The 18,740-nt window shown below is 76.1% G+C and carries 10 protein-coding genes; 7 read left to right on the top strand and 3 right to left on the bottom strand.

The genetic code is table 11. From position 1 onward, the window contains the following. Nucleotides 1–8: 8 nt before the first annotated feature. Nucleotides 9–653: an MOSC domain-containing protein gene (locus KPL60_RS03515; RefSeq protein WP_226364879.1), complete on the top strand. Its 645-nt coding sequence runs from the start codon at nucleotides 9–11 to the stop codon at nucleotides 651–653. On the opposite strand, the gene trpS is transcribed toward KPL60_RS03515, so the two are convergent. Further along, a complete protein-coding gene (gene trpS / locus KPL60_RS03510; RefSeq protein ID WP_226350668.1) occupies nucleotides 625–1,692 on the bottom strand; it encodes a tryptophan--tRNA ligase in 1,068 nt (355 codons plus the stop codon). The two genes, KPL60_RS03515 and trpS, sit on opposite strands and share 29 nt — an antisense overlap. Nucleotides 1,693–1,878: 186 nt before the next feature. Here trpS and KPL60_RS03505 point away from each other — a divergent pair, with 186 nt between their 5' ends. The 3 genes from KPL60_RS03505 to KPL60_RS03495 all read left to right on the top strand — a co-directional run bounded on the left by KPL60_RS03505 (nucleotide 1,879) and on the right by KPL60_RS03495 (nucleotide 5,580). Beyond that, nucleotides 1,879–3,036, top strand: coding sequence for a GTP-binding protein (locus tag KPL60_RS03505; RefSeq protein ID WP_226364878.1), 1,158 nt, complete (start codon nucleotides 1,879–1,881; stop codon nucleotides 3,034–3,036). A gap of 11 nt (nucleotides 3,037–3,047) precedes the next feature. Beyond that, entirely contained in the window at nucleotides 3,048–4,484 is a 1,437-nt protein-coding gene (locus KPL60_RS03500) for an aspartate aminotransferase family protein (protein ID WP_226364877.1), read from the top strand. Between the two features lie 106 nt (nucleotides 4,485–4,590). Then, nucleotides 4,591–5,580, top strand: coding sequence for an ABC transporter substrate-binding protein (locus KPL60_RS03495; RefSeq protein ID WP_226350665.1), 990 nt, complete (start codon nucleotides 4,591–4,593; stop codon nucleotides 5,578–5,580). Between the two features lie 58 nt (nucleotides 5,581–5,638). On the opposite strand, the gene KPL60_RS03490 is transcribed toward KPL60_RS03495, so the two are convergent. After that, on the bottom strand, nucleotides 5,639–6,577 hold the full coding sequence (locus KPL60_RS03490) for a methionyl-tRNA formyltransferase (RefSeq protein ID WP_226350664.1): 939 nt from the start codon (nucleotides 6,575–6,577) through the stop codon (nucleotides 5,639–5,641). Nucleotides 6,578–6,702: 125 nt separating this feature from the next. Between KPL60_RS03490 and KPL60_RS03485 the strand changes: the two genes are divergently transcribed. From KPL60_RS03485 to KPL60_RS03475, 3 genes are all read left to right on the top strand, one after another. After that, the gene (locus KPL60_RS03485; RefSeq protein WP_226364876.1) at nucleotides 6,703–8,433 is read left to right on the top strand and encodes an ABC transporter ATP-binding protein; all 1,731 of its coding nucleotides are present in this window, start codon (nucleotides 6,703–6,705) and stop codon (nucleotides 8,431–8,433) included. Next, nucleotides 8,430–10,226, top strand: a complete 1,797-nt coding sequence (locus KPL60_RS03480; protein WP_226364875.1) for an ABC transporter ATP-binding protein — start codon at nucleotides 8,430–8,432, stop codon at nucleotides 10,224–10,226. The genes KPL60_RS03485 and KPL60_RS03480 overlap by 4 nt, the downstream gene beginning before the upstream one ends. Nucleotides 10,227–10,335: 109 nt before the next feature. Further along, the gene (locus tag KPL60_RS03475; RefSeq protein WP_226364874.1) at nucleotides 10,336–11,379 is read left to right on the top strand and encodes an iron-siderophore ABC transporter substrate-binding protein; all 1,044 of its coding nucleotides are present in this window, start codon (nucleotides 10,336–10,338) and stop codon (nucleotides 11,377–11,379) included. 79 nt (nucleotides 11,380–11,458) lie between these two features. On the opposite strand, the gene KPL60_RS33510 is transcribed toward KPL60_RS03475, so the two are convergent. After that, complete coding sequence (locus KPL60_RS33510) at nucleotides 11,459–18,670, bottom strand: non-ribosomal peptide synthetase (RefSeq protein WP_308016639.1); 7,212 nt, start codon at nucleotides 18,668–18,670, stop codon at nucleotides 11,459–11,461. Nucleotides 18,671–18,740 lie beyond the last annotated feature (70 nt).

The raw sequence follows: 18,740 nt of genomic DNA, 5'->3' as shown, positions 1-18,740 counted from the left end.
TCGCGGGGGTGTCCGTCGTGGAGTCCGTGAACACCGGGGTGTCCCGTCCGATCCTCGCCAAGGCGGGGGCCTCGGGTATCGACAAGCGGCCGGTACCCGGTCCGGTCCGGGTGGACGTCCCGGCGCCCGCGGCGAGCGGGCTGGCCGGCGACACGATCTGCGACGCCGACCACCACGGCGGCCCGGACCAGGCCGTCTACGCCTACGCCCGGGAGGACCTGGAGTCCTTCGCCCCCGAGCTGGGCCCGCTGCGGGCGGGGATGTTCGGGGAGAACCTCACCACGCGCGGCGTCGACGTGTGCGGCGCGGAGCTGGGCGAGCGCTGGCGGGTCGGCGGGGTGCTGCTGCAGGTGACCGCGCCGCGCATCCCGTGCCGGACCTTCGCCGCGCACCTGGAGCGGGCGGGCTGGGTGAAGCGGTTCACCGCGGCCGCCCGCCCCGGCGCCTACCTGCGGGTCCTGTCCCCCGGCGAGATCCGCGCCGGCGACGCCGTGACCGTCGAGCACCGGCCCGGGCACGGCGTCACCGTCGCCGACGCGTTCCGGGCGCTGCTCGCCGAGCCGGCCCGGCTCCCGGACCTCCTGGCCGCGGGTGAGCACCTGCTGCCGGAGATCCGGGAGACCGTCACGAAGCGGACCGCGTCCCGGCGCTGACCCGGCCGTAGCGCATCCCCATGGCCGTGCGGACCGCGTCGAGCGTCTCGTCGGCCAGCGCGTTGGCGCGGGCGTTGCCGCGGGCCAGCACGTCGTCGACGAGCCCGGGGTCGCGGGCCAGCTCGGCGCGCCGCGCGCGGTGTCCGGCGAGGTGGTCGTTGACCGCGTCGGTGGTGAGCCGCTTCAGCGCGGCGGCCCCGTCCAGGGTCGCGGCCAGCTCGTGCGGGTCGCGGCCCAGGCACAGGGCCGCGGTCGTGAGCAGCCCGTACACCCCGGGCCTGCCGTCCGGGTCGACGGTGATCCGCCGCTCGGGGTCGGTGCGGGCGCGGCGCACGAGCGCCGCGGTCTCGTCGGCGGTCGCGCCGAGCGGGACGGCGTTGCCGCGGGACTTGGACATCTTGTGCCCGTCGAGCCCGGGCAGCTCCGGGGTCTCGGTCAGCATCGGCTCGGGCGGGGTGAACACCGGGCCGTAGCGCTCGGCGAAGCGCCGGGCCAGCACCCGGGTGAGCTCGATGTGCGGGAGCTGGTCCTTGCCCACCGGCACGAGGTCGGCGCGGCAGGACAGGATGTCCGCGGCCTGGTGCACCGGGTAGGTCAGCAGCAGCCCCGACAACGCGCGCCCGGACGCGGCGTGCTCGGCCTTCACCGTCGGGTTGCGGTGCAGCTCGGCCTCGGTGACCAGCGACAGGAACGGCAGCATGAGCTGGTTCAGCGCGGGCACCGCGGAGTGGGCGAACACCGTCGTGCGGTCCGGGTCGAGCCCGGCGGCGAGCTGGTCGAGCACCGCGCCCCGGACGTGCTCGGCCAGCCGGTCGGCGACGTCGCGGTCGGTGATCACCTGGTAGTCGGCGAGGATCACCAGCACGTCCACCCCGGACCGTTGCAGCCGGACGCGTTCGGAGATCGTGCCCACCAGGTGCCCCAGGTGCAGCGGGCCGGTCGGCCGCTCCCCGGTCAGCACCCGGTGCGACGACGGGTCGGCGGCGACGGCGGCACGCAGCGCGGGCATCCGGGCGACGGTGGCGGCGAGGGAATCCATGATCAGCTCCTGCGGAACGGGGAGCTGCACGAGACACACCGGTTGCCGCCGGGCTGCTCGGGCAGCCCGGGGTGACGGTGACGTGCGTCTACGCGGCTGCGGGGAGCAGCCGCCACCAGACGGGACGGGAGGAACGCACGGGGGCACCCTACACCCGGTCAATCGACAATCGTTATCATCACCGGCATGGCCGACCGTCGCGTTCCCGTCACGATCCTGTCCGGCTTCCTCGGCGCGGGGAAGACGACGCTGCTGGAGCACCTGCTCGCGCACCGCGCGGGCAGGCGGATCGCCGTCGTCGTCAACGACATGAGCGAGGTCAACATCGACGGAGCGCTGGTCGACCTGCACCGCAGCCAGGAGAAGCTGGTCGAGCTCACCAACGGCTGCATCTGCTGCACGCTGCGCGAGGACCTGCTGACCACGGTCGGCGAGCTGGCCGCGCAGCGGCGCTACGACCACGTCGTCGTCGAGTCGACCGGGATCTCCGAGCCGATGCCGGTCGCGGCGACGTTCGAGTGGACCCTCGACGACGGCACCGCGCTCTCCGACGTCGCGCGGCTGGACACGATGGTCACCCTCGTCGACGCCTCGACCTTCGAGATGCTCCTGACCAGCGAGGACTCGCTCGCCGACCGCGCGCTGCAGGCGACGCAGGGCGACGAGCGGACCCTGTCGGACCTGCTCGCCGACCAGGTCGAGTTCGCGGACCTGCTGGTGCTCAACAAGACCGACCTCGTCGCGCCGCACGCGCTGGGCCGGATCGAGGCGCTGCTGTCGCGGATGAACCCGGGCGCCCGGATCGTGCGCGCGGTGCGCGGGGACGTGCCGCTCGCCGACCTGCTCGACACCCGCCGGTACGACCCCGCCGCGGCCTCGGCGACGCCGGGCTGGGCCCAGGAGCTGAACGGCTCGCACACCCCCGAGACCGGGGAGTACGGGATCGCGAGCGTCACCTGGCGGGCGGCGCGCCCGTTCCACCCGGCGCGGCTGCTCGACGCGCTCGGCGAGTGGCCCGGCCTGCTGCGCAGCAAGGGCTTCTGCTGGCTGGCGACCCGGCCCGACGTCGCCGGGATGTGGTCGCAGGCCGGCCCGAACATGGCGCTGGACCCGGCCGCGCCGTGGTCGTCGTTCGACGGGCCGCGTGGGCAGGAGATCGTGTTCATCGGGCTCGGCCTGACCCGCGACGCCGTCACCGCGCGCCTCGACCCGGCCCTGCTCACCGACGACGAGCTGCTCGCCGGGCCCGGCTCCTGGCGTGACCTGGACGACCCGCTGCCCGTCTGGGACCTCGACGACCTGCACGACCACGGGATCCACGAACACGCTCCCGCGGCCGGGTAGCGTCCGGGCACGTGCCCGACCTCACCCCGGACGAGTTCCGCGCCCTCGGCCACCTGTTCGTCGACGCCGTCGCCGACGCCCGCGCCGGGATCGAACGCCACCCGGTCCGCGACGTCGTCGAGCCCGGCACCGTGCGGGCCCGCTTCCCCCGCGAGGCGAACGAGGACCCCGAGCCGCTGGCGGCGTTCCCGTCGCTGGTCGAGGCCGTCACCGGTGACGCCGACACCCGCTGGCAGCACCCCGGGTTCCACGCGTTCTTCCCGGCGAACGCCTCGCTGACCTCGCTGCTCGGCGAGCTGCTCTCCGGCGGTGCCGGGGCGCAGGGGATGCTCTGGTCGACCTCGCCCGCGTGCACCGAGGTGGAGCAGGCGGTCACCGACCAGCTGGCCAGGGCGCTCGGGCTGGACGAGACGTTCACCCACGACGGCGGCGGGGGCGGCTCGATCCAGGACTCGGCGTCCTCGGCGGCACTGGTCGCGCTGACCGCCGCGCTGCACCGGGCCGCGCCGGACCCGGACTCCGGCTGGCGGGTGCGCGGGGTGACCGGCCGGGAGCGCGTCTACGTCACGGCCGAGACGCACTCGTCGCTGGCCAAGGCGGTGCGGGTGGCCGGGCTCGGCTCCGACGGGCTGCGGACCGTCCCGTGCACCCCGGGCTCCCGGGCGATGGATCCGGCCGCGCTGGCCGACACCCTCGCCGCGGACGTCGCCGCCGGGCTGGTCCCGGTGCTGGTGTGCGCGACGGTCGGGACGACCTCGACCGGGTCGAGCGACCCGGTCGCGGCGCTGGTCACGGCGGCGCGGCCGTACCGGGCCTGGGTGCACGTCGACGCCGCGTGGGCGGGCGTCGCGGCGCTCTGCCCGGAGCACCGCTGGGTACTCGACGGCGTGAACCCGGGCCCGGGGCCCGGCGTCGACTCCTTCTGCACCGACGCCCACAAGTGGCTGCTCACCGCGTTCGACGCCTCGCTGCTCTGGGTGCGCGACGCCCGTGCGCTGCCGGCCGCGTTGTCGATCACCCCGCCCTACCTGCGCGACGCGCACTCCGACTCCGGCGCCGTCGTGGACTTCCGGGACTGGCAGGTCCCGCTCGGGCGGCGGTTCCGGGCACTGAAGCTGTGGGCGGTGCTCCACGGCCAGGGGCTGTCCGGGCTGCGGTCGCACCTGCGCGGGCACGTGGACCTCGCCGCCGAGCTGGCCGAGCGGGTCCGCGGGCACGACGACCTGGAGCTGGCGTGCGCACCGGTGCTGTCACTGGTCTGCCTGCGCTCGCGCTCCGGCGACGCCGCGACCACCGCGCTGCTGGAGCGGGCCAACGCCGACGGACGGGTGCTGCTCACCGGCACCGAGGTCGACGGGCACCCGGTGGTGCGGGTGGCGTTCGGCGGGGTCACCACGGGCCGCGAGCACCTCGACATCGTGTGGGATGTCCTGTCTGCCCGATCGTGACCGCCATGGGTAAGGTTCGCCTGTCCACCCGGAAGGGTGTACTGACCTGATCCCCCGGCGCCCGGTGCACCCCGCCCGCACGGGTCCCGTCGAAAGGACCGCCCCCATGCCCCGACCCCTGCTCCGCGCGCTCGCCGCGTGCGTGGTCCTGCTGCTGGCACTCGCCGGCTGCTCCTCCGGGGGCTCCGGCGACGCGGCACAGCCCGCCCCCGCCGGCGACGCCCCCACCGGAGCGTTCCCGGTCACCCTCACCCACGCCTTCGGGCAGACGACGATCCCCGCCGCGCCGCAGCGCGTGGTGACCGTCGGCTTCAACGACGCCGACTTCGCCCTCGCCCTCGGCGTGAAGCCGGTCGGGGTCCGCGAGAACATCGGCGACTACGACTACGCGAAGCGCCCCTGGGCGCAGGAGGCACTCGGCGGGACGCAGCCGCAGCTGCTGACCGGGTCCGAGATCCCGGTCGAGCAGGTCGCCGCGCTCAAGCCCGACCTGATCCTCGGCGTCTACTCCTTCATGGACCAGGCGACCTACACCGCGCTGTCGCAGATCGCGCCGACCGTCGCCCAGGGCACCCCCGACGGCACGAACGCCGCGGGCTGGGAGGAGCAGACCCGCATCACCGGGCAGGCCACCGGCCGCACCGAGCAGGCCGAGCAGGTCATCACCGCGACCCGCGCGACGTTCGACGAGGCCAAGGCCGCCCACCCCGACTTCGCGGGCAAGAACCTCAAGATGGACTTCTTCATCGAGGGCGTCCCCTACGACATGGGCACCGACGACCTGCGCGCCCAGATCTTCGCCGGCCTCGGCTTCACCGTCCGGCCGGACTCGCAGACCCTCTCGCTGGAGCGCCAGGGCGACCTCGACAGCGACGTGCTCGTGGTGCTGGGCCGGTCGCGCGCCGAGTCCGAGGCCGACCCGGTGTTCCGCGCGATCCCGGCGGTCCAGCAGGGCCGGGTCGCCTACCTCGGGCCGTTCGAGACCGAGTTCGCCGCCGCGCTCGGCTACTCCAGCCCGCTGTCGCTGCCCTACGCCATCGACACCGTCGCGCCGCAGCTCGACGCGGCGCTCAAGGGCCAGGCCCCCGGCAACTGAAGCCGGCCGTGCACCGGTGGACGTGGACGTCACGTCCACCGGTGCCCCGCCGGGACCCTCAGGTCAGGTAGCCCCCCATGCGGCGGAAGTGGTCACCGGCGACGTGCTCGACACCGTCGGCGTCGCGCACCCGCTGCAGGACCAGGCCGTACTGACCGCCGCGCCAGGCGTCCGGCCCGGCGACGACGACCACCCCGCTCCCCTCGCGGGCGAAGATCCGCCCGTTGGTCCCGCCGCAGCGCTCCCGCGACACCGTCGCCTCCAGCACCCGAAGCCGCGCGCCCTCGTGCAGGCACCAGGCGTTCGGGTACGGCCCGGTCTGCGCGCGCACCAGGTTGACCAGGTCGGCGGCCGGACGGTCCCAGGGGATGCGGTTGTCCTCGTCGGCCCGCTTGTGGAAGAACGACGCGTGCGCCGGGTCCTGGGTGAGCCACTCGTGCGGACCGTGCTCGACCCGGTCGAACGCCTCGAGCGCGAGCGGTCCGAACAGGAGCACGGTGCGCTCGAACAGGTCCTCGGTGGTGTCGGTCGGGGTGACCGGCACGGTGCGCTGGCAGATGATCGGGCCGCGGTCGAGCTCGGCGTCCATCCAGTGCGCGGTCACGCCCACCTGGCTCTCGCCGTTGATCAGCGCCCAGTTGAGCGGGGAGAACCCGGCGTAGCGCGGGAGCAGCGAGTCGTGGGTGTTGACCGTGCCGCGCGGCGGGGCGGAGAACACCTCCGGGGAGATCCAGGTGCGCCAGTTGCAGGCCACCCCGATCTCGGCGCCGGAGCCGGTGATCGCGGTGACCAGCTCGGCGTCGACGGCCTTCTCCCGGTAGAGCACCGGGATCCCGTGCTCACGGGCCAGGTCGCCGAGCGACTCCTGGAAGATCACCGGGGACGGCTCGCCCTCCTCCGGGTGGCTGACGACGAGCACCACCTCGTGCCGCGAGTCCAGCAGGTCGGCGAGCAGCCGGGCTCCCCACTTCTGGTAACCGAACAACACGACACGCACGGGATGTCGACCTCCTCCTGGGATGCGGCGCGACGACGGGCGCCGGACGGTGCGCGACCCGGAAAGCGGCGGACCACACACCCACCGTCATGATCGCCGCGCGTCGGTGAGGTTAGCCTCCCTTCATGACCGCGCACAGGGGCACCGGTGACACACAGGTCACCGCACGAGAGGTGGTCCGCAGCACCATCAGGTCGTTCCGCGGCCGGGTCGCGGCGGCGACCGTCCTGCTGTGCGGGCACCAGGTCGGAGAGGCACTGGTGCCGGTCCTGGTGGGCGTCGTGATCGACCGCGCGGTCGCGACCGGCGACGTCGGCAGCCTGGTGATCTGGCTGCTCGTGCTGGCCGCGGACTTCGCGATGCTGTCCTACAGCTACCGGTTCGGCGCACGGCAGGCCCTGCACGCCGACCTGCGTGCCGACGCCGGGCTGCGCACCCGGGTGGCGGCCCGGCTGCTGGACCACCGCGGCGGCGCCGAGACCGGCAGGCTGCCCGGCTCGATCACCTCGATCGCCGTGGCCGACGCCAAGCGCGTCGCCGTGATGAACTTCTGGATCCCCACGGCCGCGGCCGCCGCGGCCGCGCTCGTGGTCGCCGCCGTCGCGCTGCTGCGGATCTCGCTCCCCCTGGGCCTGCTCATCCTGCTCGGCACCCCGCCGCTGCTGTGGCTGATCGGCCGGGTCGGGCGGCCGCTGGAGCGGCGCAGCGGCGCCGAGCAGGAGCGGGCCGCGCGCGCCGCCGGCACCGCCGCCGACCTCGTGTCCGGGATCCGCGTCCTCAAGGGGCTGGGCGCCGGGCCCGCCGCGGCCGAGCAGTACGCGGCCAGCAGCCGTACCGCGCTGGGCGCCACGCTGCGGGCGACCCGCGCCGAGGCCGGGTTCCTCGGCACCGTCCAGCTCGCGAACGGCCTGTTCCTCGCGGTCATCGCGCTCGTCGGCGGTCTGCTCGCCCTCGACGGGTCCATCACCGTCGGCAACCTGGTCTCCGCAGTCGGGCTCGCCCAGTTCCTCGTCGGGCCGCTGCAGACCCTCGGTATCGCCGGGGCGCGCTTCGCCCAGGCGCGGGCCTCGGCCGGGCGGATCGCCGAGATCCTCTCCGCACCGCCCGCCGTCGGCCCCGGCCGCGACGGCCGGGACGCCGGCCCCACCGACCCCGCCGCCGCGCTGGCGGTCACCGGGCTGCGGCACGGCCCCCTCGACGGCCTCGACCTGGAGGTGCCCGCCGGTCAGCTGCTCGGCGTGGTCGCCCCCGACCCGTCCGCGGCGACCGCGCTCGCCCGCTGCCTGGCCCGCGACGTCGCACCCGACTCCGGGCGGATCCTGCTCGGCGGCACCGGCGTCGACGACCTCGCCCCGGCCGCCACCCGGTCCACGCTGCTGGTCGCGGCGCACGACGCGCACCTGTTCACCGGCACCGTCCTGGACAACGTCACCGCCGCGACCGGCGACGGCGCCCCGGGGTCCGCGACGGTCGCGGCGATGGCCGCGGCCCGCGCCGACCAGGCCGTCGAGGCCCTCCCGCAGGGTGCGGACACCCCGGTGACCTCGCGCGGCAGCTCGCTGTCGGGCGGGCAGCGCCAGCGGGTCGCGTTGGCCAGGGCGCTGGCCGCCGACCCCCCGGTCCTGGTGCTGCACGACCCCACGACGGCCGTCGACGCCGTCACCGAGTCCGAGATCGCGGCCCGGCTGCGCGAGCACCGCACCGGCCGCACGACCGTGCTCCTCACCACCAGCCCGGCGCTGCTCGCGGTCACCGACCGCGTGGTGGTGCTGCGCGACGGCCGCGTCGTCGCGGACGCGACGCACACCGAGCTGATGACCGACGACACCGACTACCGCAGGGTGGTGACCGGATGACCACCGGGACCGAGCCGTCCGGACCCCGCCTGCTGCCCGTCGCCGACGGGCGCCGCACCCGCGCCGTCCTCGGCGAGCTGCTGGCCCCGCGCCGTGGGACCGCCGTCGCCGCACTCGTCGCCCTGGTCGCCGGGGCGGCGGTGAGCCTGGTCGCGGCACCGCTGCTGGGCCGGATCGTCGACCTCGCCGCGCGGGGGTCGGAGCCGTCCGCGCTGACCGCGCCGGTCGCCGCCCTGGCCGGGGTCGCGGTCGTCCAGGGTGTGCTCGCCTTCGCCGGGATCGCGCTGATCGCCCGGGTCGGGGAGACGATGCTGGCCCGGCTGCGGGAGCGCTTCGTCGCCCGCGCGCTGGACCTGCCGCTGGAGACCCTGGAGCAGGCCGGGTCCGGTGACCTCACCTCGCGCGTCACCGACGACGTCAAGGTCGTCGGCGAGGCGGTGCGCGAGGCACTGCCCGAGTTCGCCAGGGCCGCGCTGATCATCGGCCTGACCCTGGTCGCGCTCGCCGCCCTGGACTGGCGGTTCCTGCTCGGCGCGCTGCTGGCGGTGCCGATCCAGGTGGTCACCGCCCGCTGGTTCCTGCGCCACTCCGGCCCGCTCTACGACGACGAGCGCATCGCGGGCGGGGCCCAGCAGCAGCAGCTGCTCGACACCGCGGCCGGGGTGAGCACGGTGCGCGCGTTCCGCCTCACCGACGACCACCTGGACCGGGTCCGTGCCCGCGCCGAGGCCGTCGCCGGGATCGGGCAGCGGCTCGTGGTGCTGCAGACCCGCTTCTTCGGCCGGCTCAACGCCGGTGAGGTCCTCGGCCTGAGCGGGGTGCTGGTCGCCGGGTTCGTGCTGGTCGGCAGCGGCAGCACGACGATCGGTACGGCGAGCGCGGCGGCGCTGTACTTCATCAACCTGTTCACGCCGATCAACATCATGCTGTTCCAGCTCGACGCCGCCCAGTCCGCGGTCGCCGGGCTGCGGCGCATCGTCGGCGTCGCCGAGATCGACCCGCCCGCCCCGCCGGCGGACCCGGCCGTGCCCGCCGACGCCCGGGTGCGGGTGCGCGGCCTGACCCACTCCTACGTCGACGGCCACCCGGCGCTGTCCGGGGTGGACCTCGACCTCGCCCCCGGCACCCGGGTCGCGCTGGTCGGCACCAGCGGTGCGGGCAAGTCCACGCTGGCCAAGCTCGTCGCCGGGATGCACACCCCGGACGCCGGGGTCGTCGAGATCGGCGGCGTGCCGCTGGAGCGCATCGACCACCGCGGCGGGCGGGCGCCGGTCGTACTGGTGACCCAGGAGGTGCACGTGTTCGCCGGGCCGCTCGCCGAGGACCTGCGCCTGGCCCGCCCGGACGCCACCGACGACGACCTGCGCGCCGCCCTGGCCACGGTCGGCGCGGCGCCCTGGGTGGACCGGCTGCCCGACGGGCTGGAGACCGTCGTCGGGGACACCGGGCACGCCCTGACCGTGGTGCAGTCCCAGCAGCTCGCGCTGGCCCGGCTGGTGCTGGCCGACCCGCCGGTGGTGATCCTCGACGAGGCGACCGCCGAGGCCGGCAGCGCCGGCGCGGCGGAGCTGGAGCGCGCCGCCGACGCCGCACTGGCGGGCCGCACGGCCGTCGTCGTGGCGCACCGGCTCAGCCAGGTCGCCGACGCCGACCTCGTGCTGGTGCTCGAGGCCGGGCGGACCGCGGAGACCGGCACGCACGCCGAGCTGGTCGCCTCCGGCGGCCGGTTCGCCCAGCTGTGGCAGGCCTGGACGGGCCTGCGCGGGGAGCCCGTCCGGCGTACCGGCGACTGAGGTAAGGGTCTCTTGACCTGGCCCGGGACTTAGGTAAGCCTCAACTGCCACAGCGGATCACCGGGCAACGACGGCCCCCGTCGTCCCGGGTCGAGAGAACAGGAACGTCATGCCTCACGCCTCACCGTCCAGGGGACGGTTCCGCCCGCTCCTCGTCGCCCTGCTCGGTGTCCTCGTCCTCGCCGGGTGCTCCTCGGCGCCCTCGGGCGGCAGCGGTGACGGGACGCCGGCCACCCCGGCCGCGTCCGGGACGTTCCCGGTGACCGTCGAGCACAAGTACGGGTCCACCGAGATCACCGCCGAGCCGAAGCGGGTCGTGACCCTGGGCTACACCGACCCGGACGCGCTGCTCGCCGTCGGGATCGCGCCGGTCGGGATCGTCGACTGGTTCACCCAGCCCCCGGCCGGCAACAAGTGGCTGTGGCAGGAGCAGGGCTTCGCCGGGCAGACCCCCGAGGTCGTCGGCGTCCGCGAGGAGTACCAGCTCGAGAAGATCGCGGCGCTGAAGCCGGACCTGATCATCGCGTCGTACTCGGGCATGACCCAGGAGCAGTACGACCAGGTCTCCCGGATCGCGCCGACGGTCGCCCAGCCCAAGGGCTTCGAGGACTACACCGCGTCCTGGCAGGTCATGACCCGGGAGATCACCAAGGCCGTCGGCCGCGAGAAGCAGGGCGACGAGCTGGTCGCCGCGACCGAGAAGAAGATCGCCGACGCCAAGGCCGCGCACCCCGACTGGGCGCAGCAGACCGCCGTCGCGGTCTCCTACGACACCCCGAACTACTTCGCGTTCGCCGGTGGCGACATCAAGGCCGACCTGCTGGCCCAGCTCGGCTTCCGTGCCCCCGAGGCGATCACCCGGGCCGCCGCCGGGACGAGCGAGGCGCAGCTGAGCCCGGAGCAGGCCGGCGAGTTCGACGTCGACAAGCTGCTCGTGCTCGCCCCGACCGAGGCCGCGAAGGCCGAGATCGAGGCGCGTCCGGAGTTCAGCAGGCTCAAGGCCGTCCAGCAGGGCCGGGTGCTGTGGATGCTCAGCTCCGAGCGCACCGAGCCGCTGCCCGCCGCGCTGAGCTACGGCAGCGTGCTGAGCCTGCCCTACGCCCTGGACAAGCTGGTGCCGGAGCTCGAGGCGCTGCCCGCCGCCCAGGGCTGAGCCCGGGGCGCTCCCCGCACACAACGACAGGGGGCCGGTCGCACCGCGACCGGCCCCCTGTCCTGTCTCGTGTCGTCGCTCAGTCCCGCCCGGTCAGCTCCCGCAGCGCCGCGGTCCACCGGCGCCCGAGGTCGGCGACGACGTCGTCGTCGAGCACCGCGGCCGGGTGGATCAGGTCGGCGTGCACCCGGGGCCCGTCCGCGCCGTCGACGGTGCGGGCGATGACGGTCAGCGGGAACCGCTGGCGCATGTCCGGCTCGACGGCGATGTCGAGGACGTCGTCCTCGTCGGCGAAGCCCCAGTCGCGCGGGGCGCGCCGGTCGAACCGGCCCAGGTAGTTGAACTCGATCTCGGGCAGCGGGAGCGGCGCGAGCTCCGCGGCGGTGTCCGGGTTCAGGTGGCGCAGCAGGCCGAACCCGAGGCCGTGGTCGGGTTCGGCGTCGAGGTCGGCGACCAGCCGGTCGCGCACCTGCCCGGCGGGTCCGCGCGGGTCGACCGCGACCGGCCGGATCGCGGTGAACCAGCCGACGGTGCGGGACAGGTCCGGGCGCGCCGCGACGGCCTCCTCCTCCCGGCCGTGTCCCTCCACCGCGAGCGGCACGACCCCCTCGGCGGGGGCGCCGTGGTGACGCGCGAGGCCGGCGACGGCGATCCCGAGCGCGGCGGCCAGTGCCCGGTCCGCACCGGCGGCGAGGACGGCGGCCGACAGGTCCGCGGGCAGCTCCACCGGGTGCACCCGGTTGGTGCCGTGCCGGTCGCGGTCCGGGTCGAACGGCGTCGCCAGCGGCAGTGCCACCCGCGGTCCGGCCAGGACCGAGCGCCACCGGCCGGTCTCGGCGACCCGCTGCGGGCGGGCGGCCTCGGCGGCGAGCATCGACGCCCAGGCGCGGTAGGACACCGGGACCGGCGGCGGCGCCGGCTCGCGCCCCGCGTCCTGGGCGGCGACGGCAGCGGCGAGGTCGTCGAGCAGGATCCGCCACGACACCCAGTCCACGGCGACGTGCGCGACCACCAGCAACAGGCGTCCGGGGGCGTCCGGTCCGGCATCGAACCAGACCGCCGACAGCATCGTGCCGGAGCCGGGATCGAGCCGGTCGCGCGCGGCGAGCGCCTCTTCCCCCAGCAGCTCGCGCACCTGGTCGGCGGTGTTCGCCGCGCCGACCGGCACCTCCCGCAGCACCGGGCCGGGCACCGCGGGCGGGACCTCCAGGCCGTCGGCGGTGCGCCGGGCGCGGAGCATGCCGTGCGTGGCGAGCAGCGCGCCCAGTGCGCGGCGCAGCACCGGCCCGGTCAGCCCGGCCGGGGTGCGCACCAGCACCGACTGGTTGTAGCCGGGCGCGTGCGGGTCGACCTCGGCGAGCCAGTCCAGGATCGGGGTGGACCCGACCGGACCGACGCCGTCGTCGTGGGTGTGCTCGCGCTCCACCGCCCCGGCGACGGCGGCCAGCCCGGCGACCGTGCGGTGCCGGAACACCTGGCGCGGGGTCAGCGCCAGCCCGGCCGCGCGGGCCGCGGACACCAGCCGGATCGCGATGATCGAGTCGCCGCCGAGGGCGAAGAAGTCGTCGTCGGCGCCGACCCGGTCCACGGCCAGCAGCTCCGCGACCAGCCCGGCCAGCAGCCGTTCGGGCCCCTCGGCGGGCTCCCGGCCGCTGCCGGCCGCCGGGGCGGGCTCGGGCAGCGCCCGCTTGTCGACCTTCCCGTTCGGGGTGCGCGGCAGCGGCCCGTCCAGCGCGACGAGGTGCGCCGGGACCATGTGCTCGGGCAGCCGCCCGCGCAGGTGCTCGGCGAGGCCGTCGGGCACCGCCGTGCCGCCGCCGGCCGGGACGACGTAGCCGTCGAGCCGGGTGACCGGGCCCCGCCGTCGTACGACGACCGCGGCCTGCGCGACGTCCGGGTGCGCGGCCAGGACGGCCTCGATCTCGCCGGGCTCGATCCGGTGGCCGCGGATCTTGACCTGGTCGTCGGAGCGGCCGAGGAACTCCAGGACCGGCTCGCGGTCGGGGTGCTCGGCGCCGTCGTCGAAGCGCAGCCGGACGCGGTCGCCGGTGCGGTACATCCGCTCCCCCGGCTCCCCGAACGGGCAGGCCACGAAGCGGTCCGCGGTGAGCGCGGTGCGCCCCAGGTAGCCGCGGGCCAGGCCGGCCCCGGCCACGTACAGCTCGCCGGGGACGCCGGGCGGGACGGGGGTGAGGGCGTCGTCGAGGACGTAGGTCCGCACGCCCGGGTCGGGGCGCCCGATCGGTGACCGGAACGCGGTGCCCGGCCGCGAGTGCCACAGCGTGGAGTTCACGGTGGCCTCGGTGAGCCCGTAGGCGACGTGCAGGTCCAGGTGCGCGCCCCAGCGGTCGATCAGGTCCGGCGGGACGGCCTCGGTCCCGGCGAGCACCGTCGACCCGGCCGGGAGCGACGCCTCCGGCGGCAGCGCGGTGATCAGCGACGGCGGCAGGATCAGGTGCGTGAGCCGCTGCTCGGCGAAGAACCCGGTCAGCTCGGCCGGGTCGGCGTCGCGGCCGCGCAGCCGCTCCGGGGCGACGACGAGCCGGGCCCCGGAGCACAGCGCCATGCACAGCTCGAACACGAGCACGTCGAAGCCGGGCGCGGAGAACTGCAGGACCCGGGAGTCCGGGGTCAGCCGCATCCGGTCGCGGGCCAGCTCCAGCAGCTCGCCGATGCCGGCGTGCGGCAGGACCGCGCCCTTCGGGCGTCCGGTCGAGCCGGAGGTGTAGATGACGTAGGCGGCGCCCGCCGGGTCGGTGGGCGGGTCCGCCGGGGCCGGGCCCGGCTCCGGCGGCGCCGGGACGAGGTGGGTGACGCCGTCGACGGCGGGCAGCAGGGCCGCGGCGTCGCCGGTGGTCACGACCAGCCGGGTGCCGGAGTCGGTGAGCAGGTACTCCAGCCGTTCCGGGGGCAGGTTGAGGTCCAGCGGCAGGAACGCGCCACCGGCGCGCAGCACCGCCAGCACCGCGACGATCATCTCCACCGACCGCGGCACCGCGACCCCGACGACGGTCTCCGGGCCGACGCCGCGGGCGCGCAGCTCGCGGGCCAGCGCGGCGGTCTCGACGTCGAGCCCGGCGTAGTCGAGCTCGCGGTGCTCGTCGGCGACGGCGACCGCGCCGGGCCGGTCGGCGACGGACCCGGCGACCATCTCCCACATCGTGCGGGCGGCCGGGACCGGGCCGCCGTCGAGGGCACAGCGGGTCCGGCCGGCCTCCCCGTCCGCGGCGACGTCGATCCGGCGGACCGGGCGCCGCGGGTCGGCGACGACGGCGCGCAGCACCGTGGTCAGCCGCTCCCCCAGCGCGTGCACGGTCGCGGCGTCGAACAGCTCGGTGCGGTACAGCAGCCGCACCCCCAGCGGCTCCTCCGGCCCGCCGTCGCGGAACTCGACGACCAGGTCGAACTGGGCGCGGGCGGGCGGCTGCGGCTGCTCGCCGACGGTGACCCCGGGCAGGACCAGGCCGGACTCGCGGGCGGTCCCACCGGCCCGGTGCACCACCATCACCTGGAACAGCGGGGTGGTGTCGGCGCTGCGGTCCGGGTTGACCGCGCGCACCACCGACTCGAAGGGCACGTCGGCGTGCGCGAACGCCTCCAGGTCGGCGGTCCGGACCCGGTCCAGGACCTCGGTGAACCCGGGGTCGCCGGACAGGTCGGTGCGCAGCACCAGGGTGTTGACGAAGAACCCGACGACGTCCTCCAGCGCCTGGTCCGAGCGGCCCGCGACCGGGGCGCCCAGCGGGATGTCGTCGCCGGCGCCGAGGCGGTGAAGCAGGACCGCGACGGCGGCCCGGGCGAGCATGAAGGTGCTCGCCCCGGCGGCGCGCGCCGTGCGGCGCAGCTCGGCGCCGAGCGCGGGGTCGATCGGCACCTCGACCGCGTCGCCCGCCATCGTCGGGGACGCGGGCTCGGGCCGGTCGGTCGGCAGGTCCAGGCGTTCGGGCAGCCCGGCCAGGGTGCGGGTCCAGAACGCGAGCTGGCGGCCCGCGACCGACGACGGGTCGGCCGGGTCGCCGAGCAGCTCCCGCTGCCACAGGGTGTGGTCGGCGTACTGCACCGGCAGCGGGGTGAGGCGGGGCGCGCGGCCCGCGGCCCGGGCCGCGTAGGCGGTCGCGAGGTCGGCCAGGAACGGCCGGTCGGACCACTCGTCGGTGGTGACGTGGTGCAGCACGAGCACCAGCACGTGCTCGCCGGTGTCGGACTCGGTGAGCAGCAGCGCCCGGATCGGCAGGTCGGAGCCCAGGTCGAACGGGCGCCGGATCTCCGCCGCCACCGCCGCCGGGGTGGCGGCGGCGTCGACGGTGCGGCGCACGAACGGCACCCGGGCCGTCGCGGCGTCGACGACCACCTGGACCGGGACGCCGTCGCCGTCGTCGACGAGCAGGGTGCGCAGCGACTCGTGGCGCCCGGTGACGTCGTGCAGCGCCGTGGCCAGCGCGTCGGCGTCCAGGGCGCCGGCCAGCCGGAAGGTGATCGGGAAGTGGTAGGCGCTGTCCCGGCCGGCGTCGGCGTCGAGACGGTCGAGGACCCACAGCCGGTGCTGCGCCGACGAGGCCGGCAGCGGCTCCGGGCGGGGCCGCGGCGCCAGCACGGGGCGGGCGGTGCCGTCGCCGCGGTCCTCGCCGGGGTCTCCCGCGTCGAGGCGGGCCGCGAGCCGGGCCGGGGTCGGCTCGGTGAACAGGTCGCGGATCGACACCTCCGCCCCGATCGCGGTGCGCAGCCGGGCGACGATCCGGGTGGCGAGCAGCGAGTGCCCGCCGAGGTCGAAGAAGTCGTCGTCCACGCCGACCTCGTCGAGGCCGAGGACCTCGGCGAACACCGTGCACAGGGCCTGCTCGGTCGCGGTCTCCGGGGCCCGGGACGGCGCCGCGGCGGCGCGGGCGTCGGGGACGGGCAGCGCGCGGGTGTCGAGCTTGCCGTTGGCGGTCAGCGGCAGCTCGTCGAGCAGCACGAACGCCGACGGCACGAGGTGGTCGGGCAGGCTCGCCCGCAGGTCCTCGCGCAGGACCGGGACCAGCTCGGCGGCGAACCGCGCCGCCGCCGGGTCGGTCGCCTCCGGGGCGGCCGGGTCCCCGGCGCGGTGCAGCCCGACCAGCGGGCGGCCCGCCGGGTCGGCCGCGACCAGCACGACGTCGAGCATGCCGGGGCCGTCCGGGGACCAGGTCGGCTCGGCGTCGCGGCCGTGCCGGGCGGCGAGCGCACGCAGCGCGTCGGGCTCCGGCCCGTCGCCGGGGTTCCCCTGCTCGGTGGCGAGCCGGACGTCCGGGACGCCGGTGAGGCGCAGCGCGGTGTCCCCGGCGTCGGCGAGGAGCCGGTCCAGCTCGTCGAGGGAGGTCATGTCGGTGCCCCAGCGCAGCGTGCGGGCCGGGTCGGCGCGGCGCACGTCGGCGCCGGGCAGGTGCAGCTCGACGTCGTAGCGGTGCCGGGTCAGCTCGTTGTGGGCGTCGCCGCGCTTGGCGCGCACCGCGACCTCGGCGCCGAGACCGGCCGCGACCCGGTCGAAGAACGCCGGGGCGAGCAGAAGCTCCTTCTCCAGGGCCAGCGACCGCTCCGCCGCGGCGTCGACCGCGGCGGGGTCGGCGCCGTCGCCGAGCCGGGTCCGGGCGATCGCGGTGTGGAACGCGTGCAGCGTGTCCGGGCGGCGCACGTCCCCGACGACGATCCGGCCGCCGGGGGCGAGCAGCTCCGCGGCGCCGGTGAGGACCCGCTCCAGGTAGCCGGCGTCGGGGAAGTACTGCACAACCGAGTTGATGACGACGGTGTCGAAGTGGCCCCGCGGCAGCCCGGACAGGTCGTCGGCGGGCCGGGTGTCGAGCTCGACGTGGCCGTAGCGGTCCGGGTCGGTCGCGAGCGCGGTGCGCAGCGCGGTGATGACCGGCTCGGCGAGGTCGGTGCCGCGGTACTCGGCGCAGCCGGGGGCGAGCGGGCCGAGCAGCAGCCCGGTCCCGACCCCGATCTCCAGCACACGCTCCGGGCGCAGCGCGCGGACCAGGTCGACGGTGGCCTCCCGCCACTGCGCCATCTCCGCGAACGGGATCGGCTCGCCGGTGTAGGAGGAGTCCCAGCCGGCGTAGTCCTCGGTGAACACCGCGACCGGGATCCGGGAGTACTCCTCGGAGTAGATCGCGCGCCACTCGTCGACGGCGCCGGCGGCGGTGGCCGCGCGGTCGGCCTGGTCGGGGGCGGCGGGGACGACGTAGCCGACCAGCCGGAGCGACCCGCCGTCCGGTGCGGGGACCGGCACGACCGCCGAGCGCGACACCAGCGGGTGCCGGTCCAGGCGGGCGGTGACCTCGCCGGGCTCGACGCGGTGCCCGCGGATCTTGACCTGGTCGTCGGTGCGGCCCAGGAAGTCGAGCAGCCCGCCGGTGCCGGGGCGGCGCCGGACCAGGTCACCGGTGCGGTACATCCGCCCGCCCGGGCTCCACGGGTCCGCGACGAACCGCTGCGCGGTCAGCGCGAACCGGTCCAGGTAGCCGCGGGCCAGACCGTCACCGGCGATGTACAGCTCACCGGCGACGCCGTCGGGCACCGGGCGCAGCCACGGGTCCAGCACGTGCGCGACGGTGTTGGTGATCGGCGTCCCGACGGCGGGGGTGTCGGAGTCCGCGGTCCCGGTGCCGAGGGTGTTGATCGTGTACTCGGTGGGGCCGTAGAGGTTGTAGCCGAGCACACCGTCGGCGTCGCGCAGGGCCGACCAGACCGCGTCGGACACGGCCTCGCCGCCGAGCAGCACCAGCGGCATCGGGCGCCGGGCGAGCAGCCCGGTCTCCAGCAGCGCCGCGGCGTAGGTCGGGGTCACGTTGACGACGTCGACGTCGTGGGTGTCGCAGTAGGACACCAGCCGGTGGGCGTCGCGGCGCAGCTCCTCATCGGCCACGTGCACCTGGTGCCCCTCGACCAGCCAGAGCAGCTCCTCCCAGCTCATGTCGAACGCGAAGGACACGGTGTGCGCGACCCGCAGCCGCGCGTCGGGGCCGCGGCGGGCGCGGACGTCGGCGACCACCGGGTCGAAGATCTCGCGGCGGTGGTTGAGCTGCATGTTCGTCAGCCCCCGGTACGGGGTGACGACGCCCTTGGGCCGCCCGGTGGAACCGGAGGTGTAGATGACGTAGGCGGGCAGGTCGAGCCGCGCCGGGTTCTCGCGGGCGAAGGAGCCCAGCTCGGCGTCGGGGATCGGGCCGGGGTCCAGTGCGGCGCGCTCGGCGGCGACGGCCGGGTCGTCCAGCGCGACCGTGGGCACCCCCGCCCCGGCGAGCGTCGGGGCGACCGCGGTCGTGGTGAGCACCGCGACCGGGCGGGCGTCGGGGCGACCGCGGTCGTGGTGAGCACCGCGACCGGGCGGGCGTCGCGCAGGG

The organism is Pseudonocardia sp. ICBG162 (assembly GCF_020496225.1).
GTDB lineage: Bacteria > Actinomycetota > Actinomycetes > Mycobacteriales > Pseudonocardiaceae > Pseudonocardia > Pseudonocardia alni.
Note: the sequence above shows the minus strand (reverse complement) of the source record. Positions and strands in the feature narration are given on the sequence as shown.

Bases quoted from the DNA above. Each gene is read 5' to 3' on its own strand.
- trpS (WP_226350668.1), bottom strand. From the start codon at position 1,692: ATGGATTCCCTCGCCGCCACCGTCGCCCGGATGCCCGCGCTGCGTGCC.
- KPL60_RS03505 (WP_226364878.1), top strand. From the start codon at position 1,879: ATGGCCGACCGTCGCGTTCCCGTCACGATCCTGTCCGGCTTCCTCGGC.
- KPL60_RS03495 (WP_226350665.1), top strand. From the start codon at position 4,591: ATGCCCCGACCCCTGCTCCGCGCGCTCGCCGCGTGCGTGGTCCTGCTG.
- KPL60_RS03485 (WP_226364876.1), top strand. From the start codon at position 6,703: ATGACCGCGCACAGGGGCACCGGTGACACACAGGTCACCGCACGAGAG.
- KPL60_RS03480 (WP_226364875.1), top strand. From the start codon at position 8,430: ATGACCACCGGGACCGAGCCGTCCGGACCCCGCCTGCTGCCCGTCGCC.
- KPL60_RS03475 (WP_226364874.1), top strand. From the start codon at position 10,336: ATGCCTCACGCCTCACCGTCCAGGGGACGGTTCCGCCCGCTCCTCGTC.